The sequence below is a fragment of the Streptomyces sp. NPDC057939 genome (genome assembly GCF_042887545.1).
Lineage (GTDB): Bacteria > Actinomycetota > Actinomycetes > Streptomycetales > Streptomycetaceae > Streptomyces.
Window position 1 is genome coordinate 36,941 of sequence record NZ_JBHVPG010000047.1, and the last position, 22,462, is coordinate 59,402.

The 22,462-nt window shown below is 71.2% G+C and carries 19 protein-coding genes; 9 read left to right on the forward strand and 10 right to left on the reverse strand.

Features of this window, described 5'->3' with window-relative positions; genetic code table 11:
• Nucleotides 1-103: 103 nt before the first annotated feature.
• Nucleotides 104-454: a DUF192 domain-containing protein gene (locus tag ACFVS6_RS33845; protein WP_389710032.1), complete on the reverse strand. Its 351-nt coding sequence runs from the start codon at nucleotides 452-454 to the stop codon at nucleotides 104-106.
• Nucleotides 455-548: 94 nt separating this feature from the next.
• Here ACFVS6_RS33845 and ACFVS6_RS33850 point away from each other — a divergent pair, with 94 nt between their 5' ends.
• On the forward strand, nucleotides 549-1,289 hold the full coding sequence (locus ACFVS6_RS33850) for a prepilin peptidase (protein WP_389710034.1): 741 nt from the start codon (nucleotides 549-551) through the stop codon (nucleotides 1,287-1,289).
• 142 nt (nucleotides 1,290-1,431) lie between these two features.
• On the opposite strand, the gene mgrA is transcribed toward ACFVS6_RS33850, so the two are convergent.
• Nucleotides 1,432-2,469 (reverse strand): L-glyceraldehyde 3-phosphate reductase, encoded by a 1,038-nt coding sequence (gene mgrA / locus ACFVS6_RS33855; RefSeq protein WP_389710036.1) that lies wholly within the window; start codon nucleotides 2,467-2,469, stop codon nucleotides 1,432-1,434.
• A gap of 127 nt (nucleotides 2,470-2,596) precedes the next feature.
• Here mgrA and ACFVS6_RS33860 point away from each other — a divergent pair, with 127 nt between their 5' ends.
• The 5 genes from ACFVS6_RS33860 to ACFVS6_RS33880 all read left to right on the forward strand — a co-directional run bounded on the left by ACFVS6_RS33860 (nucleotide 2,597) and on the right by ACFVS6_RS33880 (nucleotide 8,318).
• Nucleotides 2,597-3,358 (forward strand): isoprenyl transferase, encoded by a 762-nt coding sequence (locus tag ACFVS6_RS33860; RefSeq protein WP_281204988.1) that lies wholly within the window; start codon nucleotides 2,597-2,599, stop codon nucleotides 3,356-3,358.
• A gap of 353 nt (nucleotides 3,359-3,711) precedes the next feature.
• Nucleotides 3,712-5,028, forward strand: coding sequence for a PhoH family protein (locus ACFVS6_RS33865; RefSeq protein WP_281204987.1), 1,317 nt, complete (start codon nucleotides 3,712-3,714; stop codon nucleotides 5,026-5,028).
• A gap of 394 nt (nucleotides 5,029-5,422) precedes the next feature.
• Complete coding sequence (locus ACFVS6_RS33870) at nucleotides 5,423-6,172, forward strand: transglycosylase SLT domain-containing protein (protein WP_389710068.1); 750 nt, start codon at nucleotides 5,423-5,425, stop codon at nucleotides 6,170-6,172.
• Between the two features lie 126 nt (nucleotides 6,173-6,298).
• On the forward strand, nucleotides 6,299-7,645 hold the full coding sequence (locus ACFVS6_RS33875; RefSeq protein ID WP_389710039.1) for an AI-2E family transporter: 1,347 nt from the start codon (nucleotides 6,299-6,301) through the stop codon (nucleotides 7,643-7,645).
• On the forward strand, nucleotides 7,629-8,318 hold the full coding sequence (locus ACFVS6_RS33880; RefSeq protein WP_389710041.1) for a hypothetical protein: 690 nt from the start codon (nucleotides 7,629-7,631) through the stop codon (nucleotides 8,316-8,318). The genes ACFVS6_RS33875 and ACFVS6_RS33880 overlap by 17 nt, the downstream gene beginning before the upstream one ends.
• 59 nt (nucleotides 8,319-8,377) lie before the next feature.
• On the opposite strand, the gene ACFVS6_RS33885 is transcribed toward ACFVS6_RS33880, so the two are convergent.
• Together ACFVS6_RS33885 and ACFVS6_RS33890 are read right to left on the reverse strand one after the other, a co-directional pair.
• Nucleotides 8,378-8,917: an alkyl hydroperoxide reductase gene (locus tag ACFVS6_RS33885; protein ID WP_389710043.1), complete on the reverse strand. Its 540-nt coding sequence runs from the start codon at nucleotides 8,915-8,917 to the stop codon at nucleotides 8,378-8,380.
• 3 nt (nucleotides 8,918-8,920) lie between these two features.
• Nucleotides 8,921-9,475 (reverse strand): peroxiredoxin, encoded by a 555-nt coding sequence (locus ACFVS6_RS33890; RefSeq protein ID WP_281204983.1) that lies wholly within the window; start codon nucleotides 9,473-9,475, stop codon nucleotides 8,921-8,923.
• A gap of 135 nt (nucleotides 9,476-9,610) precedes the next feature.
• Here ACFVS6_RS33890 and ACFVS6_RS33895 point away from each other — a divergent pair, with 135 nt between their 5' ends.
• On the forward strand, nucleotides 9,611-10,558 hold the full coding sequence (locus tag ACFVS6_RS33895; protein WP_389710045.1) for a hydrogen peroxide-inducible genes activator: 948 nt from the start codon (nucleotides 9,611-9,613) through the stop codon (nucleotides 10,556-10,558).
• 63 nt (nucleotides 10,559-10,621) lie between these two features.
• Here the strand turns inward: ACFVS6_RS33895 and ACFVS6_RS33900 are convergent, their stop codons facing one another.
• The gene (locus ACFVS6_RS33900; protein ID WP_389710047.1) at nucleotides 10,622-10,915 is read right to left on the reverse strand and encodes an AT hook motif protein; all 294 of its coding nucleotides are present in this window, start codon (nucleotides 10,913-10,915) and stop codon (nucleotides 10,622-10,624) included.
• Nucleotides 10,912-11,823, reverse strand: a complete 912-nt coding sequence (locus ACFVS6_RS33905; protein ID WP_389710049.1) for an SPFH domain-containing protein — start codon at nucleotides 11,821-11,823, stop codon at nucleotides 10,912-10,914. The genes ACFVS6_RS33900 and ACFVS6_RS33905 overlap by 4 nt, the downstream gene beginning before the upstream one ends.
• 243 nt (nucleotides 11,824-12,066) lie before the next feature.
• On the opposite strand from ACFVS6_RS33905, the gene ACFVS6_RS33910 reads away from it, so the two are divergent.
• Complete coding sequence (locus tag ACFVS6_RS33910) at nucleotides 12,067-14,349, forward strand: transglycosylase domain-containing protein (protein ID WP_389710051.1); 2,283 nt, start codon at nucleotides 12,067-12,069, stop codon at nucleotides 14,347-14,349.
• A 107-nt stretch (nucleotides 14,350-14,456) separates the two neighbouring features.
• Here ACFVS6_RS33910 and ACFVS6_RS33915 read toward each other — a convergent pair whose 3' ends face one another.
• The 4 genes from ACFVS6_RS33915 to ACFVS6_RS33930 all read right to left on the reverse strand — a co-directional run bounded on the left by ACFVS6_RS33915 (nucleotide 14,457) and on the right by ACFVS6_RS33930 (nucleotide 20,747).
• Nucleotides 14,457-15,920, reverse strand: coding sequence for a catalase (locus ACFVS6_RS33915; RefSeq protein WP_389710053.1), 1,464 nt, complete (start codon nucleotides 15,918-15,920; stop codon nucleotides 14,457-14,459).
• Nucleotides 15,921-15,999: 79 nt separating this feature from the next.
• On the reverse strand, nucleotides 16,000-18,258 hold the full coding sequence (locus tag ACFVS6_RS33920; protein ID WP_389710055.1) for a SpoIIE family protein phosphatase: 2,259 nt from the start codon (nucleotides 18,256-18,258) through the stop codon (nucleotides 16,000-16,002).
• A gap of 252 nt (nucleotides 18,259-18,510) precedes the next feature.
• Nucleotides 18,511-19,230: a DUF402 domain-containing protein gene (locus tag ACFVS6_RS33925; protein WP_389710057.1), complete on the reverse strand. Its 720-nt coding sequence runs from the start codon at nucleotides 19,228-19,230 to the stop codon at nucleotides 18,511-18,513.
• Nucleotides 19,231-19,343: 113 nt separating this feature from the next.
• Nucleotides 19,344-20,747 (reverse strand): class II fumarate hydratase, encoded by a 1,404-nt coding sequence (locus ACFVS6_RS33930; protein WP_389710059.1) that lies wholly within the window; start codon nucleotides 20,745-20,747, stop codon nucleotides 19,344-19,346.
• 107 nt (nucleotides 20,748-20,854) lie between these two features.
• On the opposite strand from ACFVS6_RS33930, the gene ACFVS6_RS33935 reads away from it, so the two are divergent.
• Nucleotides 20,855-22,396 carry a ricin-type beta-trefoil lectin domain protein gene (locus tag ACFVS6_RS33935; protein WP_389710069.1) on the forward strand — a complete coding sequence of 514 codons (1,542 nt, stop codon included), beginning with the start codon at nucleotides 20,855-20,857 and terminating at the stop codon, nucleotides 22,394-22,396.
• The last annotated feature ends 66 nt before the right edge of the window (nucleotides 22,397-22,462 follow it).

The following is a 22,462-nucleotide window of genomic DNA, read 5'->3' on the forward strand; positions in this document are numbered from 1 at the left end:
CCCTGCCACCCCAGCTCAACCGCCCCAACCTACCGCCCGTGAGCCCCGGGCCCCGGATCGCGTCGGGAAAGTCCCGCCCGTCGGACGTCGGCTCCGGCCGCGCTCAGGCGCCGTACAGGTCCACGCGGCCGCCCGCGCGGACGCCCCACCGCTCCATGGCGCCCGCCTCCGCCTCCAGGACGTACCGGGCGCGCGGGCGCGGCAGGCCGAGCCGGCCCGGGGGCATGGTGCGGACGGCCAGGACCCCGAAGTGCCGGTCCAGGTAGGCCACGTCGATCGGGAAGCGCATCCGGAAGGTGTGCACGCTCGCCGCCGGGGTGAGCAGCATGGCCCCCTCGATCCCGTCGCGCCCCAGCAGCCCCCGCGTGCGCGCCCCGTACGAGGCGGCCACCTCCAGCGCCACCGTCACGTCCCCGGCCCGCAGCGTCCCGTGCCCGTCCGTCCACTTCGCCATGCGGGCCACCTTGCCGGGTCCCGGGCCGCGGGGCCAGGGTGCGCGGGCCCCGGGGCCCCTCCCGGCGGCCCGCGCCACCGCCTACCGTCACGGCATGGGCATCCTCGCGGCCATCCTCGCCGCCTCCTACGGCGCCGCCGCCGGGCTCCTGCTGCCCCGCGCCGCGTACCGGCTCTCCGTGCCGCCGCAGACGTCCTGGCGGGCGCACTGCCCCGACGGGCACCCGATCCCCGGCTGGCTGGGGCCCGCCCGCTGCCGTTCCGCCGGCCTCCGGGAACACCGGTACGGCCCCACCCGGCGCGGGGCCGCCACGGCCGCCGCCGTCACCGCGGCGGCCTGCGCCGCCCTCGCGGCGGCCGTGGCACCCCGCCCCGAGGCGGCGGTCTACGTCGCCCTCGCGCCCGTCCTGGTCCTGCTGGCCCTCGTCGACCTCGCCGTGCACCGGCTCCCCGACGTGCTGACCCTCCCGCTCGCCGGAGCCGCCGCCGGCCTCCTCGGCGGCGCGGCCCTGTTCCCCGGCGCCGCGGGCTCGTGGCGTCTCGCGCTGCTGGGCGGGGCCGCGCTCGGGGCGGCGTACCTGGTGCTGTTCCTGATCAACCCCGCCGGCATGGGCCTCGGCGACGTCAAGCTGGCGCTCCCGCTGGGGGTCGCTCTTGGGTGGTACGGGTGGGGGGTATGGATGGCCGGTGCGTTCCTGGGCTTCCTCTACGGCGCCCTGTACGGGCTCGGCCTGCTGCTGCGGGGCCGCGCCACCCGCAAGCAGGGATTCGCCTTCGGACCCTTCATGACGGCCGGAGCGCTCACCGGAGTGCTGCTGGGCGGATTCGGAGCGTAATCATTTGGCGCCGATGCACGCATCATGCTTTACGAAGGGTTATGGTGGAACCCCCCCCTCGGGCCGGTCCGTATCCCCCCCACGGACCGGCCCGTTTTTTGTTTTCCGCGCCCGCACCTCAGTTGTGCGTCATCGCCGCAGGTCAGCCGCGCTGGGCCCAGATGTTGGTGCCGGGGGTGGAGACCGCGAAGGAGTCGATCTCCTTCAACTCCTGCTCCGACAGGGGCGCCGCCGCCAACGCGGCCACGTTCTCCTCCAACTGACGCACGCTCGACGCGCCGATCAGGGCCGACGTCATCCGGTCGTCCCGCAGCACCCACTTGAGCGCCAACTGCGCCAGCGACTGCCCGCGCCGCGCGGCGATCTCGTTGAGACCGTTCAGGCGCCGGACGACGTCCTCCGAGAGCAGCGCCGGGTTCAGGGACTTGCCCTGGGTGGCCCGCGAGCCCGCCGGGATGTCCTTCAGGTACTTGCCCGTCAGGAGCCCCTGGGCGAGCGGGGCGAAGGAGATGCAGCCCATGCCGGCCTCCTCCAGGGTGTCCAGCAGCGCGTCCTCCTCCGTCCAGCGGTTGATCATGGAGTACGAGGGCTGGTGGATCAGCGGCCGCACGCCCATGTCCGTCAGGATCCGGGCCGCCTCGGCCGTCTGCTCCGCGGTGTACGAGGAGACGCCGACGTACAGCGCCTTCCCCTGCTGGACCGCGGACGCGAGCGCGCCCATGGTCTCCTCCAGCGGGGTCTCCGGGTCGAAGCGGTGCGAGTAGAAGACGTCGACGTAGTCGACGCCCATCCGCTTCAGGGAGGCGTCGAGCGAGCCGAGCAGGTACTTGCGGCTGCCCCACTCCCCGTACGGACCGGCGTGCATGAAGTAGCCGGCCTTGGTGGAGAGCACCAGTTCCTCGCGGTGCCCCGCGAAGTCCTGCGCGAAGATCTTGCCGAAGTTCAGCTCGGCCGAGCCCGGGGGCGGGCCGTAGTTGTTGGCCAGGTCGAAGTGGGTCACGCCGAGGTCGAAGGCCCGGCGCAGGATCGCCCGCTGGTTCTCCAGGGACGCGTCGTCGCCGAAGTTGTGCCAGAGGCCGAGGGAGACGGCGGGGAGCTTGAGGCCGCTGCGGCCGGTGCGGCGGTACTCCATGGAGTCGTAGCGCGAGGGCTCTGCCCGATAGGGATTGGTATCAGTCACGATGTCCTCCCTATCACGGACTTGTGACAGACCGAGTTGGGTACCCCATCCCGCCGCGCAGTAATGTGGCCGCCTCGGGGGAGACCGCAATTCGCTCGGGGGCATTGCACGGAGGGGCTCGAAGATCGTGAAGCTGCGCGACCTGGTGTACAGGCTCTACGCACGCCGGGTGGAAGGCCGCCTCGACCATGACGCGTCGCCGAAGCACATCGGCGTCATCCTGGACGGGAACCGGCGCTGGGCCAAGGCGTCCGGAGGCACGACGGAGCAGGGCCACCAGGCCGGGGCCGACAAGATCTCGGAGATGCTGGGCTGGTGCACCGAGACGGACGTCGAGGTCGTCACCCTGTGGATGCTCTCCACGGACAACCTGGACCGGCCCGAGGTCGAGCTCCGCCCGCTGCTCAACATCATCGAGAACACGGTCCGGGGCCTCGCGGCGGACGGCCGCTGGCGCGTCCACCACGTGGGGAACCTGGACATCCTGCCCTCGCGGACGCAGTCCGTCCTCAAGGAGGCCGAGCAGGCCACCCACGACGTCGACGGGATACTCGTCAACGTCGCCGTCGGCTACGGCGGTCGCCAGGAGATCGCCGACGCGGTCCGCTCCCTGCTGCTGGAGCACCACGAGAAGGGCACCTCCATCGAGGAGCTCGCCGAGATCCTGGACATCGACCACATCTCCGAGCACCTCTACACCCGGGGCCAGCCCGACCCGGACCTGGTGATCCGCACCAGCGGTGAACAGCGACTGTCCGGATTCATGCTGTGGCAGAGCGCGCACTCCGAGTACTACTTCTGCGAGGTCTTCTGGCCGGCCTTCCGCAAGGTCGACTTCCTGCGGGCGCTGCGCGACTACGCGGCCCGCCACCGGCGCTACGGCAGCTGATTCCCCGGGGCCGGAATTCCGGCGACCGACGCCCCCCTCGGAGCGCCGGCATCCCCTCTGCCCCCGTTCGTCCCCCGCGCAAGGCCTTCACCAGGGGTTCACCGAGCGTCCGTCATATGCCATGGCATGGCCGCGCATGTTCGAGGGCATAACCCTGGCAGGTCGACGTCCGATCCACGGGTGTCGAGTCTCAGCGGACGGCACAGGGCCGTCCGCCCGGGAGGCCCTTTGCACCAGGACGCGCGTGCGGTTCGCACGGTCGGATTGGAGGGCCGGAACGCGGCCCTTGCATTGGCGCCGTTGACCGGTCCGGTCTTCATGGCCCGACCTCTTCCGAGGGGGTACGTCCTTCCGTGGTGACCAGCACAAAGCGCCGCCTGCCCGACAGGCGCACCTACGTCCTCGACACCAGCGTCCTGCTGGCAGACCCCAACGCGATCTCCCGCTTCGACGAGCACGAGGTCGTGCTCCCGATCGTGGTGATCACCGAGCTGGAGGCAAAGAGGCACCATCCCGAACTCGGCTACTTCGCGCGCCAGGCCCTTCGCCTGCTCGACGACTTCCGGGTCCGGTACGGACGTCTCGACGCCCCCATCCCGCTGGGCGATCTGGGCGGCACGCTGCGCGTCGAGCTCAACCACTCCGACCCGGGCGTCCTGCCGGCCGGCTTCCGGCTGGGGGACAACGACTCGCGGATCCTCGCGGTCGCCCGCAACCTCCAGGCCGAGGGCTACGACGTCACGGTCGTGTCGAAGGATCTTCCCCTGCGCATCAAGGCCTCCTCCGTGGGCCTGCTCGCGGAGGAGTATCGCGCCGAACTCGCCATCACCGACGGCGGCTGGACCGGCATGAGCGAGCTCGCCCTCTCCGGCGAACAGGTGGACCTCCTCTTCTCCGAGGAGCGCCTGTACGTCCCGGAGGCGGCCGAGCTGCCCGTCCACACCGGACTGGTCCTCCAGTCCGAGCGCGGCAAGGCACTGGGCCGGGTCACGGCCGACGGCAACGTGAAGCTCGTACGGGGCGACCGCGAGGCCTTCGGGCTGCACGGTCGCAGCGCCGAGCAGCGCATCGCCCTCGACCTGCTGCTCGATCCGGAGATCGGGATCCTCTCCATGGGCGGTCGGGCCGGCACCGGAAAGTCGGCGCTGGCCCTGTGCGCCGGCCTGGAGGCCGTACTGGAACGGAGGCAGCACCAGAAGGTGATGGTCTTCCGGCCGTTGTACGCGGTCGGCGGCCAGGACCTCGGCTACCTGCCGGGCGACGCCTCCGAGAAGATGAGCCCCTGGGCGCAGGCGGTCTTCGACACCCTCTCGGCCGTCGCCGGGCGCGAGGTCATCGAGGAAGTGCTGAACCGCGGCATGCTGGAGGTCCTGCCGCTCACGCACATCCGCGGCCGTTCGCTGCACGACGCCTTCGTGATCGTGGACGAGGCGCAGTCCCTGGAACGCAACGTGCTCCTGACGGTGCTCTCCCGGATCGGCGCCAACTCCCGGGTCGTACTGACCCACGACGTCGCACAGCGGGACAACCTGAGGGTCGGCCGGTACGACGGAGTCGTCGCCGTCGTCGAGAAGCTGAAGGGGCATCCGCTGTTCGCGCACATCACGCTGACCCGTTCCGAGCGCTCCCCGATCGCCGCGCTGGTCACCGAGATGCTGGAGACACTCTGATCCGCAACGGGCCAAAAGCCCCATAACCGCAGCACGAGTTGGCGCCGCCCGGCAAAAGGCCCAGAGCCTAGCCGGGCGGCGTCGCGCTGCACAGCCCTTTGTCGCAAACAGCTGCCGCATGCCAGGTGTGACCTTTCCCACGCAACGCAGAATTGCCCTGCGGCGTCGGGGTCCGGCAGAGTCTGTTTCCCGTCAGGCCCCGCATACGGCACACCTGTACCTCCCGTGAGGTACGCGCAGCACCACAACTCCAGAACAGTTGGCCGTATGCCGCCCGAGCTTCACGCGGCGACTTCCGCAGGGGAGTTGCCCACGGGCCCGCGCCTCCAGTGACCGCACCACCACGGAGGCCAGTGTCGAGGGCACTCTTGCGCCCGCGCGGTCACTGCGGACGCTGCTGGAAGGACACCGTGTGAACCGGATCTCGGTTCGGGGTTTCGCAGTGGCTTCGGCCACCGCGGTCACCACCGTTGGCGCAGTCGTGGGCGTTGCCACCGGCGACCCCTCCTCGAATGACCTCGAAACGACCGCCTCCGGCGCGACCCTCCTCGCTGAAATCCCGGTCGACGAGCAGGCCCAGGTCCAGAGCGCCACCCTCGCGCAGCAGGCCGACGCCATCGCCCACGCCGCCGACAGCGACGCCAAGCGTTCGACGGAGGAAGCCGCTCGCGTCCAGGCCGCCGAGGACGCCAAGTCCAAGAAGGCCGAGGCCGAGAAGGCCGACAAGGCGAAGAAGGACAAGGAAAAGGCCGACCTGGAGGCCAAGGCCAAGGCGGAGCGCGAGGAGGACGGCGAGATCGCGAGCCGGTCCGCCTCCCGTGACTCCGCGGACTTCCCCGTCCAGGGCTCCTACACGGTCGCCCAGGTCAAGGCCATGGCCCAGCAGATGGTCCCGGCCGGGCAGTTCCAGTGCTTCTCCAACATCATCAACCACGAGTCCACCTGGAACTACAAGGCCGTCAACGCCTCCTCCGGCGCGTACGGTCTGGTCCAGGCGCTCCCCGGTACGAAGATGGCCTCGGCCGGCGCCGACTGGCGCACCAACCCGGCCACCCAGATCAAGTGGGGCCTGAACTACATGAACGAGCGCTACGGCAGCCCCTGCGGCGCCTGGAGCTTCTGGCAGGCCAACAACTGGTACTAGTCGGGCCCGCCCGACCCCCGAGCAGCCCCGCACCGTCCTACGGTGCGGGGCTGCTCGCGTGTACGGTCGTGCGGGGCGCGGCCGCACGGGGCACGCCGACGCGGTGGGCGGGGGGAAAGGGACGACATGGCGAAGACGGCAGGCTGGCTCGGCCGGCTCGGGAGCAGACTCAGCCGGATGGAGGCACGCCTGGACGAACGGCGCGCCGAGGTCGAGGCCGAGGCCGAGGGCGTCGGCGAACCGCCGCTGCCCGCCCCCGCGGTGACCGCCGGAGCAGGTGCCGCGGCCGCGCGCACCGGCGCGGGCCCGGGCGGGGCGCCGGAGCGGCCCGACCCGGTCAGCGTCATCCCCTGGGGGGTGCGCGTCGCCGCGGAGGCCAGCTGGCGGCTGCTGCTGCTCGCCGGCCTGCTGTGGGTGCTGATGAGGGTGATCAGCGAAGTCCGCCTGGTCGTCCTGGCCTTCGCCGCCGCCATGCTGGTGACCGCCCTGCTCCAGCCGTTCGTGGTCCGCCTCCGCCGGCTGGGGCTGCCGCGCGGACTGGCCACCGCCGTCACCGCGATCCTCGGGTTCGTGGTGATCGGGCTGGTCGGCTGGTTCGTCGTCTGGCAGGTCATGGACAACCTCGACGACCTCTCGAACCGGCTTCGCGAAGGCATCAACGAACTCAAGACCTGGGCACTGGACAGTCCGTTCCACGTGACCGAGAAGCAGATCAACGACATCGCGAAGAACCTCAGCGAGACCATCGGCACCAACACCGAGGAGATCACCTCCGCCGGTCTGCAGGGCGTGACGGTGCTCGTCGAGGTCATGACGGGCATGCTGCTCGCGATGTTCTCCACGCTCTTCCTGCTCTACGACGGCAAGAAGATCTGGACCTGGGTCCTCGGCCTGGTTCCCGCCGCGGCCCGTCCCGGAGTCGCGGGCGCCGGTCCGCGCGCCTGGCGCACGCTGACGGCGTACGTGCGGGGCACCGTGCTCGTCGCGCTCATCGACGCCGTCTTCATCGGCCTCGGGCTCTACTTCCTCAACGTGACGATGGCCGTGCCGCTGGCCGTGTTCATCTTCCTGTTCGCCTTCATCCCGCTCGTCGGCGCCGTGATCTCCGGGGCGCTGGCGGTGGTCGTGGCGCTGGTGACCGAGGGGCCGTTCACGGCCCTGATGGTCGTCCTCGTGGTGCTGGCGGTGCAGCAGATCGAGGGGCACGTCCTGCAGCCGTTCATCCTCGGTCGGGCCGTACGGGTCCACCCGCTCGCGGTGGTGCTGGCGGTGGCCGCCGGTGGGATGGTCGCCGGCATCGGCGGAGCGGTGGTCGCCGTACCGCTGGCCGCCGTCACCAACACGGTGGTCGGCTACCTGAGGGCGTACTCCCGCGAACAGCGCGGGATCCCGGCCCTGAGCGGCCCCGGGCCGCACGGGGCGACCGCGGTGGAGGTCGCCGTGCGGGAGGCCGGGGATGATCAGCGAGCCTGAGCTCGAAGGGGAGTGGACCTCCGAGCGCCCGGCCGAGGTCGCGCGGCTCCTGGAGGCCGAGGACGGAGCCGGGCCGAGGGGGCCCCGCAGGGGGTGGTGGTGGGCTCTGGGCGGGGCGGTGGTGGCCTCCGCCGTGTGGGCGGGGGTCCTGGCCGTGCAGGATCGATTCTCCGACGGCCCGCCGCTCGCCTACCGGCACACCGAGGACCTGTGCGCGGACGCCGAGCTGAAGGCCCTCTCCGGGTTCACGGGGAACCTGGACCGCGGGCCGAAGCGCCAGGCGCGGGGCCCTGCGTTGGACTGGTCGTTCTGCTCGTTCTCCAGCGGCTGGGAGGACGAGAAGGTCAGCTACTTCGGTCACGTGCTCGTCGAACTGCACGGGCGGACCGACCCGGGGGCCGAGTTCGGAGCGGGGCCGGGGCTCGACGCGCGGATGGCGACCGATCCCGGCGAGGCGCAGGAGGTGCCGGGGCTGGGGGAGCGGGCGCTGCTCTTCCGGCACGTCATGGCTCCCCGGATCCAGGTCCTCGACGGCGGTGCGGTCTTCACGATCGCCCTTGAGTGGCACACCGCCGGCAGCGACGTCGCCCCCGACGCGCAACCCGACGAGGACGCCGTCGCAGCGGCGCTGATCGAGGACGCCCGGGCCCTGATGACCCGGCTCAAGAAGTGAACGAAGGGGCCCCCGCAGCCGGGAACGGCTGCGGGGGCCCCTTCGCGTGAGGCGTGCGGTCACTCGGAGGCGAGGGTCGCCTCCGCGTCGAGGGTGACGGCGACGGCCTCGATCACCGAGGCGACCTTGAAGGCCTCCTGGACCGTCTCGCGGTCGACGCCGGCCTTGCGCAGGACCTGCTCGTGCGAGTCCAGGCACTGGCCGCAGCCGTTGATCGCGGAGACCGCGAGCGACCACAGCTCGAAGTCGACCTTCTCGACACCGGGGTTGCCGATGACGTTCATCCGCAGGCCCGCGCGCATCGTCCCGTACTCCGGGTCGGAGAGCAGGTGGCGCGTGCGGTAGAAGACGTTGTTCATCGCCATGATGGCGGCGGCCGACTTGGCGGCGGCGTACGCCTCCGGGGTCAGCGCGGCCTTCGCCTCCGGCTCCAGCTCACGCAGCACGCGCGGGGAGCGGGCCGCGATGGCGCAGGCCAGGACGGTGCCCCACAGCTGCTGCTGCGACAACGTGCTCTGGTTGCCGATGACCGAACCGAGGTTCAGCTTCAGGTCCTTGGCGAAGTCCGGTATGGCCGACTTCAGGGTGTCGAGGGACATCCGTCACTCACCGGCCAGCAGCGCGCCGGCGTCGAGGGTGGTCTCGCCCTTGGTCCAGTTGCAGGGGCACAGCTCGTCGGTCTGCAGGGCGTCGAGGACCCGCAGGACCTCCTTGGGGTTACGGCCCACGGAGCCGGCGGTCACCATCGTGAACTGGATCTCGTTGTTCTGGTCGACGATGAAGACGGCGCGCTGCGCGAAGCCGTCGGCGCCCTGGACGCCGCAGTCGCGCATCAGCTCGTGCTTGGAGTCGGCCAGCATCGGGAAGGGCAGGTCACGCAGGTCGGCGTGGTCCTTGCGCCAGGCGTGGTGGACGAACTCGGAGTCGCCGGAGACGCCGAGGATCTGGGCGTCGCGGTCCAGGAACTCGTCGTTCAGCTTGCCGAAGGCGGCGATCTCGGTCGGGCAGACGAAGGTGAAGTCCTTCGGCCAGAAGAACACCACGCGCCACTTGCCCTCGTAGGTCTTGTGGTCGATCTGAGCGAACTCGCTGCCCGCTTCGAGCGAGACGCAGGCGGTCAGATCGTAGGTGGGGAACTTGTCACCGACAGTGAGCACGAACTCTCCTTGCGAAATGGAAAGTGACCCTTTTGGGGGCTTTCCGAAGGGGTTGGACGGATCTCACATGCTGACACAGCTGCATTGATTACGGAAATAGCTAGTCTTGTGTCGGGTGATCGGAGGTACCTATCAGTGGCTGTCAGTAGTAGAGGACCGAAGCAGCCGACGCTGGCGCAGCTGCGCGCCTTCGCGGCGGTGGCGGAGCACCTGCACTTCCGGGACGCCGCCGCGGCGATCGGAATGAGCCAGCCCGCGCTGTCCGGGGCCGTCTCCGCGCTGGAGGAGGCCCTCGGGGTGCGTTTGCTGGAGCGCACCACCCGCAAGGTGCTGCTGTCCCCGGCCGGCGAGCGGATCGCGCTGCGGGCGCGGGGCGTCCTCGACGCGATGGGCGGGCTGCTGGAGGAGGCCGAGGCGGTACGGGCCCCCTTCACCGGGGTCCTGCGGCTCGGCGTGATCCCCACGGTGGCCCCGTACCTGCTGCCGACCGTCCTCGGCCTGTTCCAGCGCCGCTACCCGGGGATGGACCTCCAGGTGCACGAGGAGCAGACGGCCTCGCTGCTGGAGGGGCTCTCGGGCGGCCGGCTGGACCTGCTGCTGCTCGCGGTCCCGCTGGGTGTCCCCGGGGTCACCGAACTACCCGTTTTCGACGAGGACTTCGTCCTGCTCGCCCCCCGCGACCACCCGCTCGCCGGGCGCCGGGACATCCCCCGCGAGGAGCTGCGCGGACTCCAGCTGCTGCTGCTCGACGAGGGGCACTGCCTGCGGGACCAGGCCCTGGACATCTGCCGCGACGCCGGGCGGACCGTCGGCGCGGACGTCACCACGACCGCCGCCGGACTGTCCACACTCGTACAACTGGTCGCCGGGGGAATGGGGGTGACCCTGCTGCCGCGCACCGCGCTGCGGCTGGAGACCGCCCGCAACGAGCACCTGTCGACGGGCTACTTCGCCGAGCCGGCCCCGTCCCGGCGGATCGCCCTGGCCATCCGGACCGGCACGGCCCGGGAGGAGGAGTTCCGGGCCATCGCGGGCGCCCTGCGCGGGGCGGTGCGCCCGCTCCCGGTGTGGCCCACCGACTGACGGCCCGCTCCCCGGGGGCAACCCGCCGGGACGCGGACCGTCGGGGTTCCGGCGGGGGAGCAGTCAGGCCTCCGGGTTGTTGCGCGGCCGGCCGCGCGGTCTGATCGGGGCGGCCCCGCCCGGCAGCCGGCCGGAGTCGGACAGGGCCCGGCGGAGCAGGAACTCGATCTGCGCGTTCGCGCTGCGCAGTTCCTCCCCCGCCCAGCGGGTGAGGGCGTCGTACACCTGGGGGTCCAGGCGCAGCAGCACCTGCTTGCGCTCCGGCCTCGCGGCCCGGGGCTGCCGACCCCGTGCCGCGCCGTCCGGCTCCGGGCCGTCCGGCTCGCCGCCGGGCCGGGCGCCGCCTGCGGGGCTCACTGGTAGAGGGTGCCCGTGTTGATGACGGGCTGGGCCGCGCGGTCACCGCAGAGCACCACCATCAGGTTCGACACCATGGAGGCCTTCCGCTCGGGGTCCAGGTCCACGATGTCCTCCTCCGCGAGGCGGGTGAGGGCGAGCTCCACCATCCCGACCGCGCCCTCGACGATCTGCTTGCGCGCCGCCACGACGGCCCCGGCCTGCTGGCGCTGGAGCATCGCGGAGGCGATCTCCGGAGCGTACGCGAGGTGCGTGAAGCGGGACTCGATGATGTGCACGCCCGCCGCCTCGACGCGGGTCGCGAGCTCGACGGCGAGCTTCTCGGTGATCTCCTCCGCGTTGCCGCGCAGGGAGAGGCCGCCCTCGTCGTGGGAGTCGTAGGGGTACTCGATCGCGATGTGCCGGACGGCGGCCTCGGTCTGCGTCTCGACGAACTCGGTGAAGTCCTCGACCTCGAACACGGCCCGCGCGGTGTCGGCGACGCGCCACACCACGACCGCCGCCAGCTCGATCGGGTTGCCGTAGGCGTCGTTCACCTTCAGCACGGCCGTCTCGTGGTTGCGCACCCGGGTGGAGATCTTCTCGCGGGAGGTGAGCGGGTTGACCCAGCGCAGCCCGTCCGCGCGGATCGTGCCCCGGTAGCGGCCGAACAGCTGGACGACCCGGGCCTCGCCGGGCGCCACGGTGTTGAGCCCGCTCATGGCGACGACCGAGAGGATGGTCACGAGGATGCCCAGCAGGATCAGGGAGGCCTGGGCGGCGACGGTCGAGGCGTTGGCGCCGAGGACGATCACCGCCGCCCCCGCGACCACCCCCAGCAGTCCGCCGAGCAGGGCCAGTCCGCCGCCGACGCTGCGCGCCGGGAACTCCCGTACTTCGCTCGGTCGCGTGCCCACGGTCGCTGTCATGGAATACCCCCGTTTGTTGCTCGGCGTCCGGTCGGAACGGACCGGAGCATCTATCAAAGTGATATCAGTTTTTGCGGAGTCCGCAACCCTTCAGGCATCGTGAGCGTCGGTTCCATTGGAGTGGGTGCTGATTCTCACGTCCGAATTGACCGGTATTGATCAGGGATGACCAATCTTTGTCACAGCCTGCGGTGTTAGTTTTTTGAGCTGACGTCGGGGGGGTAATCGAGCGGAGCGGGAGCGATGGGCCGAGCAGAAGCGCGACGAGCGCAGCAGCGCAGCGGTGCGCGGAATACGCCGCGCGGCGGCGCCACTGGTGGCGCCGGCAGACCAACCGGCATACGCCGCTTCTTCACCTGGAAGAAGATCCTCGGCGCCTTCTTCGTGATGATCCTGCTCGGCATAGGCGGGATCGTCCTCCTTTACTTCCTCGTGAACGAGCCCACCGACCCGAACAAGACGGCGACGCTCCAGAGCAACACGTACAAGTACGCCGACGGCTCGGTCATGGCCCGCACCGGCGAGGTCAACCGCGAGAACCTCCCCATCGACAAGATCCCGGAGGACGTGCGCAACGCGTTCATCGCGATCGAGAACAAGTCCTTCTACAAGGACCGCGGCATCGACCTGATGGGCGTGGGCCGCGGCCTCTTCAACACCCTCCGGGGCAAGGGCACCGCCGGTGGCTCGACGATCACCCAGCAGTACGTCAAGAACTACTACCTGACGCAGGACCAGTCGCCCACCCGCAAGGTCCGGGAGCTGATCATCTCCCTCAAGGTCGACCAGCGGATGGAGAAGGACGACATCCTCGCCGGTTACCTCAACACCAACTTCTACGGCCGCAACGCCTACGGCATCCAGGCCGCGGCCCAGGCCTTCTACGGCGTCGACGCCGAGAAGCTGACCCTGGAACAGGGCGCCTACCTCGCCGCCGTCATCCAGGCCCCCAGCCAGTACGACTGGGCGACCGCCGGACCGAACGGCAAGAACCTCGTCATGATCCGCTTCAACGCGGTCCTCGACAACATGGTCGAGATGGGCGAGCTGGACGAGGCCAAGCGCAAGACCCTGAAGTTCCAGGAGCCGATCAAGCCGAAGCCCCGCCCGGGCATGGAGGGCCAGAAGGGCTACCTGGTCCAGGCCGCCGAGGTCGAGCTGAACAAGCAGGGCATCACCGACGCCGACATCGCGGCCGGCGGCTGGACGATCGTCCTCAACATCGACAAGAAGAAGCAGGCCGCGCTGGAGAAGGCGGTCCAGGACGAGCTGGAGTCCAAGCTCGACCGGAAGAACACCAAGGAACGCCCGGTCGACCAGAACGTCCAGGCCGGCGCCACCTCCGTCGACCCCAAGACCGGCGCGATCGTCGCGATGTACGGCGGCCAGGGCCTCACGGAGAAGTCCGCGAGCAACGCCCTGCGCACCGACTACCAGCCCGGCTCGACCTTCAAGCCGATCGTGCTGGCCTCCGCCCTGGAGACCGGGGCGACCACGCAGGACGGCCAGGAGATCACTCCCAACGCCCTGTACGACGGCACGAGCAAGCGCAAGGTCGTCGGCAGCGACATCCCGTTCAACCCGCAGAACCAGGACGACATCAACTACGGCGAGCCGATGATGACGGTCCAGGACGCCACGAACTCCTCCGTCAACTCCGTGTACGCGCAGATGATCGTCGACACGAAGCCGAAGGCCGTGAAGAAGACGGCGCTCCAGCTCGGCATGGTGGACCGCAAGGGCTGGGACGAGAACCAGCCGGCCATGTCGCTGGGCACCATGAGCGCCAACACCGTCGAGATGGCCGGCGTCTACGCGACCTTCGACAACCACGGCAAGAAGGTCACCCCGACCATCATCAAGTCGGCCGAGCACAAGGACGGCGAGTTCAAGCCGGTCAACCCGATCGGCGGCCAGGCCATCTCCCGCCAGACCGCCGACACCGTCACCAAGGTGCTCACCGGGGTCGTCGCCGAGGGCTCCGGCCAGGCCGTGCGCAGCGGCGCCTACCAGGCCGCCGGCAAGACCGGCACCGCCGAACTCAACGTCGCCGCCTGGTTCACCGGCTACACCCCGGAACTGGTGACCATCGTCGCGATGTTCGGTGAGGACCCCAACTCGCACAAGCAGGTCACCCTGACCGGCACCGCCGGCAAGGGCCGCGCGGGCGGTTCCAGCTTCCCCGCGGAGATCTGGAAGGCGTACACCCTCGCCGCGCTCAAGGGCGTCGACACGGGCGAGTTCAAGTTGACCGAGGCGAGGATGGGCGTCCCCGTCGCGCCGAGCCGCAGCACGTCCCCGTCGGCCCCCTCCACCTCGGCCTCGACCAGCCCGTCCCCGAGCGCCAGCTCCAGCCGGCCGTCGAACTCGCCGAGCTCGTCGCAGAGCAGCACCAAGCCCGACCCGACGAAGTCGACCGGCCCGACGAAGTCGACGGACCCGACGAAGACCATCGACCCGACGAAGTCGCCCGATCCGACGAGGTCGTTCATCTTCCCCCGGCCCAACCCGCCGCAGGAGGAGTAGCCGACGGGCCCGCCCGTACGCGAACGCGCCACCGCCCCGCAGCGATCACGCTGCGGGGCGGTGGCGCGTTCGCTCCGCTCTCCGTCCCCGGCCCTGCGCCCGCGCCGTCAGGGCCGCTCGAACCGCGCGGCGATCCGGTCGCCGACGCCCTTGTCGACGGCCCGCCAGTACTGGAGGGCCCGGGCCAGCACCGGGGCGCTCACCCCGTCCGCCAGGTGCCCGGCCACGTTCGACACCAGCCGCTCCCGAGCCGCGTCGTCCATCACCTGCCGCACCAGCGTGCCCGGCTGGCCCCAGTCGTCGTCCTCGCTGCGCAGGCCGTACGCGGCCCGCACCATCTCGCCCGCCGCCGCCCAGCCCGCCGGCTCGCCGGAGCGGGCCGGGTCGGCCGCCGGGCCGCCGTAGGAGTTCGGCGCGTACGGGCGGGCCGTGGCCGGGGCCTCCTGGCGCATCGCGCCGTCCTTCGCGTACGAGGACACCTGCGACCGGGGCCGGTTCGGCGGGAGCTGCGTGTAGTTCGCCCCGATCCGGTAGCGGTGCGCGTCCGGGTACGAGAACAGCCGGCCGAGCAGCATCTTGTCGGGCGACGGGCCGATGCCCGGCACCAGGTTCGAGGGCTCGAAGGCGGCCTGCTCGATGTGGACGAAGTAGTCCTCGGGGTTGCGGTCCAGCGTCATCCGCCCGACCTCGATCAGCGGGTAGTCGGAGTGCGGCCACACCTTCGTCAGGTCGAACGGGTTGAACCGGTAGTCGGCCGCGTCCTCGAACGGCATGACCTGCACCTTCAAGGTCCAGCCCGGTGCCTCGCCGCCCGCGATCGAGTCGAACAGGTCGCGCCGGTGGAAGTCGGGGTCCTCGCCCGCGATCCGGTCGGCGTCCTCCTGCGTCAGGAACTCGATGCCCTGGTCGGTGTGGAAGTGGTACTTCACCCAGAACTTCTGGCCGCCCTCGTTGACCCACAGGTAGGTGTGCGAGCCGTACCCGTTCATGTGCCGGTAGCCCCGGGGGATGCCCCGGTCGCCCATCAGCCACGTCACCTGGTGCGCGGACTCGGGGGACAGGGTCCAGAAGTCCCACTGCATGTCGTGGTCGCGCAGCCCGTTGTCGGGTCGGCGCTTCTGCGAGCGGATGAAGTCCTGGAACTTGCTCGGGTCACGGACGAAGAAGACCGGCGTGTTGTTGCCGACCAGGTCGTAGTTCCCGTGCTCCGTGTAGAACTTCAGCGCGAACCCGCGCGGGTCGCGCCAGGTGTCGGGGGAGCCCTGCTCACCGGCGACGGTCGAGAACCGGGCCAGCACCTGGGTGCGCCTGCCCGGCTGGAAGAGGTCCGCCCGGGTGAACTGACTGACGTCGTTGGTCACCCGGAAGTCGCCGTACGCACCCGCGCCCTTGGCGTGGACCACCCGTTCGGGGACCCGTTCGCGGTTGAACTGGGCCATCTTCTCGATCAGGTAGTGGTCCTGGAGCAGTACGGGACCGTCCGGGCCGATGGTGAGCGAGTGCTCGTCGCTCTCCACCGGGATTCCGGCGTTGGTCGTCGTGTACGGGACCTTCGGCGCGTCCTGGGTCACGAGCGGTCTCCCCTGGGTCGGTGGGATCACTGGCAGCCCCCCGGCTCACGCCGGAAGGCACCCTCCCGCGCCTACCCAGTCAACGCCGCTCATGCGAACCCGGCAACGGGAGCTCGAACCAGACCACCTTTCCGCTGCTCAGGCGGGTGGCGCCCCAGCGCCGCGCCAGCCGGTTGACCAGGAACAGGCCGCGCCCGCCCTCGTCGGTGTCCCGGGCCCGCCGCTGCCGGGGCAGCTGCGGGGAGTCGTCGCCGACCTCGCAGCGCAGCACGTCCGTGCGCAGCAACCGCAGCGTCACGGGCCGCTCGGCGTACCGGACGGCGTTCGTGACGACCTCGCTGACCAGCAGCTCCAGGGAGTCGCTGAGCTCCTCCAGGCCCCACCGGGTCAGGGCCCGGCGGGCGAACCTGCGGGCCCGGCCCGGAGCGGTCTCCTCCGGGTCCAGGAACCAGTACGCGACGTCGCTGGGCGCGATCCCGTCGAAACGGGCCGCGAGCAGGGCGATGTCGTCGTCCCGGTCACCGGGGCCCAGCATGTCCAGCACGTCGTCGCAGAGGGCCTCCAGCGGCGGAGGGTGGTCCAGCCCGGTCAGCTGTGCGGTCGTCGCCAGCCGCTCGCGGAGCTGCTCGATGCCGGTCCACACGTCCCGCAGCCGGGACTCCACCAGCCCGTCCGTGTACAGCAGGAGGGTCGCCCCGGCCGGGGCGTCCAGCTCCACGGCCTCGAAGTCGACGCCGCCCACCCCGATCGGGGCGCCGGGCGGCACCCGCAGCACCTCGGCGCGGCCGCCCAGGTGCAGCAGCACCGGCGGCGGGTGGCCGGCGTTGGCGATGGTGATCCGGTGCGAGACCGGGTCGTAGACCGCGTAGAGGCAGGTGGCCATCCGGTCGGAGCCCAGCCGTTGGGCCTGCTCGTCCAGGTGGTGCAGTACCTCCGCGGGCGGCAGGTCCAGCTGCGCCAGGGTCTGCGCCGTGGTGCGGAGCTGGCCCATGATCGCGGCGGAGGTCATGGAGTGACCCATCACGTCGCCGACGACCAGCGCGACCCGGCTGCCGGGCAGCGGTATGGCGTCGTACCAGTCCCCGCCGACCCGGGCCGTCTCGGCGGCGGGCAGGTACCGCGAGGCGAGCCGGACCCCGGTGGGCTGCGGCAGGCTGTCGGGCAGCATCGTGCGCTGGAGCTCGTCGGCGATGTACGCCTCGCGGCCGTACAGCACCGCCTTGTCGATGCCGAGCGCGGTGTGGGTGGCCAGCTGCGCGGCGACCAGCAGGTCGTTCTGCTCGAAGGCGTCCCGGTCGGGCGTGCGCAGGAACACCGCCGCGCCGATCACCCGCCGGCGGCCCCGCAGCGGGGCCAGGATGGCCCGCTGGCCGCGCGGCACGGGATGCTCGGAGCCCAGCAGCTCCGGCAGTGCGTCCTTGGCTCCGGCGGCCGACCCGAAGACGGGCCGTACGCCGCGCAGCACCTCGGCGAGGGCCCCGCCGGGGCGGATCTCGCACAGTTCGGCGGCCGGCAGGTCACCCTGCGGCCCGACGAGCGGGAGCTGGCTGAAGTCGAGCTCCCCGGCGGCTCCCGGGGCCCCCGCGGCCCCGGCGGTCGCCGCGGGCTCGCCCGCCCCGCTGTCCGTGAGGTCGTCGATCGGCCGGAGCCGGTCGGTCCGCCGGAGCCTGAGGACGACCGGCCCGACGGGCCGCTCGTCACCGACGGGCAGCGGATCGCGCAGGTAGACGAGGATGGCGTCGGAGAAGGTCGGAACCGTCGCCCGGCACAGGCCGAGCACGATCTCGTCGAGGTCGATGCCGCGGGCGATGCGCCGGGTCGCGGCGCCGACGAAGCGCAGCCGGTCGCCCTCGCGGCGCGCCGCCGTCACCTCCCCGGGCCCGGAACCCCCCGACGGCGCCCCGCCGACGGGGGAGAGGGCGCCGACGCCCGACAGCGCCTCGGGAGCGCCCGCCGGGAGCAGGGGGGCCGTTCCGAGGGGCGCGCGGGGGCCCGGCGGCCCGGCGTGTACCGGTCCGGTCTCCGACGCGTCGCGCCGGCCCGCGTTGCGGGCGGCCTCGTCGTCGCGGGTGCGGGCGCCGCCGGAACCGGTGTCCGCCGCGCCGTGCCCGGAACCCCGGGAGGCTTCCGCGGGCTGTCCGGAGCCCGGACCGGGGGCGGCGGTGCCGCGCGGGCGCGGGACCTCGGCGCCGCCCTGGCCGGAAACCGGAACCTGCGCATGCGTGCGTACGGCCTCGGCGGCCGCGATCGGGGCCTTGCCGTGGCCTGCCTCGTCCGAACCTCCGCCGGAGGCACCGGCGGGCTGCGGGCCCTCCTGGGAGGTGGGATACTCCGTCACGCGTGGAATTCCGTCCGTTTGCGCTGGATGTGCGCTGCACTCAACTCGGTCAGTCGCGGTATACCCGCTCAGCGGCGGGGACACCTCAGCCCCCGGATTCCGCGTCCCGCTCGTTACCTCTCGTTCAGCGTTGACCTTCGGTCAAGTCCCGGTCGCCGCAGGTCATTTGCGACCGCGGGACCTTGCTGCGGCCCCGGGCACGACCGGCGGAGGCCGATCCTACGTTTCAACCCCGGGGGCGCATCAAGGGTCTCATGAGGTCATATGCGCCGGGGTGCGGTCCCAGTCCTCCGGAAGAGGGGGGACGTCCCAGCTCGGATCGGGCCGCCAGTCGGGCCAGCCGCCGGAGAACGGAGCCCCCCACGCGTTGATCACCTCGACCGCCGCGCGACCCGCCTCGCGGACCCGCCGCGCCCGGTGGGGGTCCATCAGGCCGGTCCGTTGGGCCTGTGCGAACTCGTCCTCGTCCAACCACTTCCAGCTGCGGTCCGGGTAGACGGCGATGTCGAGGAAGTGGTCCTCGGAATCGACCCCGCCGGCCCATCGGACGCGGGGCTCCTCCAGGTTCACGTACCAGTTCTTGAACTGCCAGCCCCGGTCCCAGAACAGCCACACCGACCACGGGTCCCCGGGTCGGGCCAGCTTCAGCACGCCGCTGCCGAACCAGCGCGACCGCGCCGTGGTGCGCGGCGCCGTGTAGCGGGTGGCGAGCGGCTCCTGGTGCACGGGGGAGCCGTCGGCGAGCACCGGCTTGACGCATTCGGTGCCCGGCGCCATCCACACGGCCAGCAGTTCGTCGGTGTCCTGGACGACGGTGACCGGGCGGCAGATGTGGACCGGGCCGCTCAGCCCGGCGGCGTGGTCGCGGTAGCGCCAGAGGATCTGCTCCCCGGGCGTCCAGAGCGTGTCCCGCGTCCCGTCGCGCGCTCCGCGCCGCGCCGGGCCGTCCCCGGGCCGGAAGGTACCTGTCATGCGCAGATCTTAGGGCTGGCGCCCGTACGGTGGCTGCGGCGCAGGTCACCGAGGTGCCCGGGGACGGTAAACGACCGGATTCGGCCCCTGTCCGGTAACAGCTCGGGGCCGGGTCAGGGGCGGGTCATCCGCAGGACGTCCAGCGCTTCGTCGAGTTGTTCGAGGGTGAGGTCTCCGCGCTCCACGTAGCCGGACTCCAGCACGACCTCCCTGATCGTCCTGCGTTCCGCGAGCGCCTTCTTGACGACCTTGGCGGCCTCCTCGTAGCCGATCCAGCGGTTCAGCGGGGTCACCACGGAGGGCGAGGACTCGGCGTACTCCCTGGCACGCTCGGCGTTCGCGGTGATCCCGTCCACGGTGCGGTCGGCCAGGAGCCGGCTTCCGTTGCTGAGCAGACGGATCGATTCGAGCAGGTTCCGGGCCATCACCGGAAGCATCACGTTCAGCTCGAAATTGCCGGCGGCACCTGCCACGGCGACCGTCGCGTCGTTCCCCATCACCTGTGCGGCGATCATCAGAACGGCCTCGGGGACGACCGGATTGACCTTTCCGGGCATGATCGAGGACCCCGGTTGCAGATCCGGGAGATTGATTTCGGCCAATCCTGTGCGCGGTCCCGAGGCCATCCAGCGGAGGTCGTTCGAAATCTTGGTGAGTGATACGGCGATGGTCCGCAGCATTCCGGAGGTTTCCACGAGGGCGTCGCGCGCGCCCTGCGCCTCGAAGTGGTTGCGGGCCTCGGTCAGCGGGAGCCGGGTGGCCCTGGCGACCTCGGCGATCACGGCGGAGGAGAAGCCGGGCGGGGTGTTGATGCCGGTCCCGACGGCCGTGCCGCCCAGCGGCAGTTCGGCCAACCGGGGGACGACCGCCCGCAGCCGCTCGACGCCGTAGCGGACCTGGCTCGCGTACCCGCCGAACTCCTGCCCCAGGGTGACCGGGGTGGCGTCCATCAGGTGCGTGCGCCCGGCCTTGACCACCTCGGCGAACTCGGCCTCCTTGCGCTCCAGCGCGGCGGCCAGGTGCTCCAGCGCCGGCATCAGCTCGCCGGTGACGGCGGCGGTCGCCGCGATGTGGATGGAGGAGGGGAACACGTCGTTGGAGCTCTGCGAGGCGTTGACGTGGTCGTTGGGGTGCACCTCGCGCCCCAGCCGCTCGGTGGCGAGGGTGGCGATCACCTCGTTGGCGTTCATGTTGGACGAGGTGCCGGAACCCGTCTGGAACACGTCGAGGGGGAAGTGCTCGTCCCAACGGCCGTCCACGACCTCCTCGGCGGCGGACCGGACGGCCTCCGCGAGGTCCGCGTCCAGCACGCCGAGGCGCGCGTTCACCACGGCTGCCGCCGCCTTGACCCGGGCCAGGGCCGCGATGTGGGCGCGCTCCAGCCGCTGGCCCGACAGGGGGAAGTTCTCCACGGCGCGCTGGGTCTGCGCGCGCCACTTTGCGTGGAGGGGGACCCGTACGTCACCCATCGAGTCGTGCTCGATCCGGAACGCTTCGGTTTGCCGATCTTCAGTCATGTTCGTGACCTCCTGAAAAAGTTGAGCAATTGTCTTGTTCGAAGTGTTCCCAACTCCCCTACCCATCAGTAAATACCGTGGGTAACACCGATTTCGGGGAGGCGTTCATGGCACGTGCTCGTACGGGATCCAGGCTCAGATCTACCTTCGCTTCGGTCGTGGCGATCGCGGCCGCCCTCGGGGGCGTCACCGCCGTCACCCCCATGGCCCAGGCGGCGCCCGCCGCCACCGGGACCACCGCGGGCGCGGTCACCCCGCTGCCGCCGGAACTGGAGGCCGTCCGGGCCGCCGAGGCCACCCGGATCTACGGGGACCCGGCGATCCGCCCGCCCGCCCAACGCAGGACCGGGCTCATCTCGCTCGGCGACAGCGAGATCTCCGGCGAGGGCGTCGGCAACTACGACCCCGCGACGAACACGCCGAACAACCAGTGCCACCGCTCGCCCGACGCGGCCATCCACCGCACCGGCATCCAGGCCGACCTGACCTTCAACGTAGCCTGCTCCGGCGGGTACACGGGCAACATCAGGATCGGCGGCAGCAAGCAGTACGCGGACGAACTCGTCCAGAGCGACAGTCTGGCGATCAAGGCGCGCAACACGAAGATCAAAATGGTGCTGCTGGTCGCCGGGGCCAACGACGACCTCCAGTTCGGTCCCGTCATGACCGACTGCGTCACCCGCTGGGTGCTCATCCAGGGCACCTGCGAACCCAAGTACGCCCCGGGCTGGCAGGCCCGCGTCGACGGCCTGAAACCCAAGGTGCAGTCGACCGTCGGGGACCTGCGGACCGTCATGCGCGACGCAGGCTACTCCGACTCCGACTACAAGCTCGTCGTCATGGGCTACCCCAGCCCCATCGGCCCCGACTTCGGCGACAACCCGAACTTCCCCGGCAAGCTCCCCGGCGGCTGCGCCGGCTACGACTCCGACGCCACCTGGGGCCGCAACCACGCCGTCCCCGCCTTCGAGAAGGGAATGCGCGCCGCCGCCCGCGACTCCGGCGCCCTCTACCTGGACAACTCGCGGCTCTTCCACGGCCACGAGGTCTGCATGGAGGACGCCTGGGCCCGCGGCCTCTACCTGGACCTCGGCGACCACTTCCCGTGGGACGAGAACACCGCCCGCCAGTCCTTCCACCCCAACTACCGGGGCCACGGCGCCTTCGCGTCCTGCCTCACCCAGTTCTACGACTCCGGCCTGCGCGAGGCCTCCTGCGCCGACCCGGCGAGCACCGGCACGCCCGTCCTGCAGGCAGGCGCCTGGGACGACCTGTACGCGCCCTTGACGAACGCCGCCACCGGCAACTGCCTGGACGCCTCCGGCGGATCCAGCGCCAACAACACCAAGGTCGTCGGCTGGGACTGCCACGGCGGCCGCAACCAGGGCTGGTGGTACGACACCGCCCGCAAGTCCCTGCGTGTCGAACTGACCCACGACCGCTGCCTCGACGTCCCCGGCGCCTCCTACGGCAACGGCACCGGCCTCATCCTCTGGAACTGCCACGGCGGCGCCAACCAGCAGTTCGTCCGTGACGGCGCGACCCTGCGCCCCGCCGCCGCGACGGGCATGTGCCTGACCGTCCAGGCCGCGCACGAGCAACTGCGCCTGCGGACCTGCGACGGCTCCGCGAACCAGCGCTTCGCGTAACCGCACCCCCTCCGACCGCCCCCGATCCCCACACCCGCCCCCCACACCCGGCCGGCGCACGCCGGC

Coding starts and splice junctions, on each gene's coding strand:
- ACFVS6_RS33845 (WP_389710032.1), bottom strand. CDS start 454: ATGGCGAAGTGGACGGACGGGCACGGGACGCTGCGGGCCGGGGACGTG.
- ACFVS6_RS33850 (WP_389710034.1), top strand. CDS start 549: ATGGGCATCCTCGCGGCCATCCTCGCCGCCTCCTACGGCGCCGCCGCC.
- ACFVS6_RS33875 (WP_389710039.1), top strand. CDS start 6,299: ATGGCGAAGACGGCAGGCTGGCTCGGCCGGCTCGGGAGCAGACTCAGC.
- ACFVS6_RS33880 (WP_389710041.1), top strand. CDS start 7,629: ATGATCAGCGAGCCTGAGCTCGAAGGGGAGTGGACCTCCGAGCGCCCG.
- ACFVS6_RS33885 (WP_389710043.1), bottom strand. CDS start 8,917: ATGTCCCTCGACACCCTGAAGTCGGCCATACCGGACTTCGCCAAGGAC.
- ACFVS6_RS33905 (WP_389710049.1), bottom strand. CDS start 11,823: ATGACAGCGACCGTGGGCACGCGACCGAGCGAAGTACGGGAGTTCCCG.
- ACFVS6_RS33910 (WP_389710051.1), top strand. CDS start 12,067: ATGGGCCGAGCAGAAGCGCGACGAGCGCAGCAGCGCAGCGGTGCGCGG.
- ACFVS6_RS33925 (WP_389710057.1), bottom strand. CDS start 19,230: ATGACAGGTACCTTCCGGCCCGGGGACGGCCCGGCGCGGCGCGGAGCG.
- ACFVS6_RS33930 (WP_389710059.1), bottom strand. CDS start 20,747: ATGACTGAAGATCGGCAAACCGAAGCGTTCCGGATCGAGCACGACTCG.
- ACFVS6_RS33935 (WP_389710069.1), top strand. CDS start 20,855: ATGGCACGTGCTCGTACGGGATCCAGGCTCAGATCTACCTTCGCTTCG.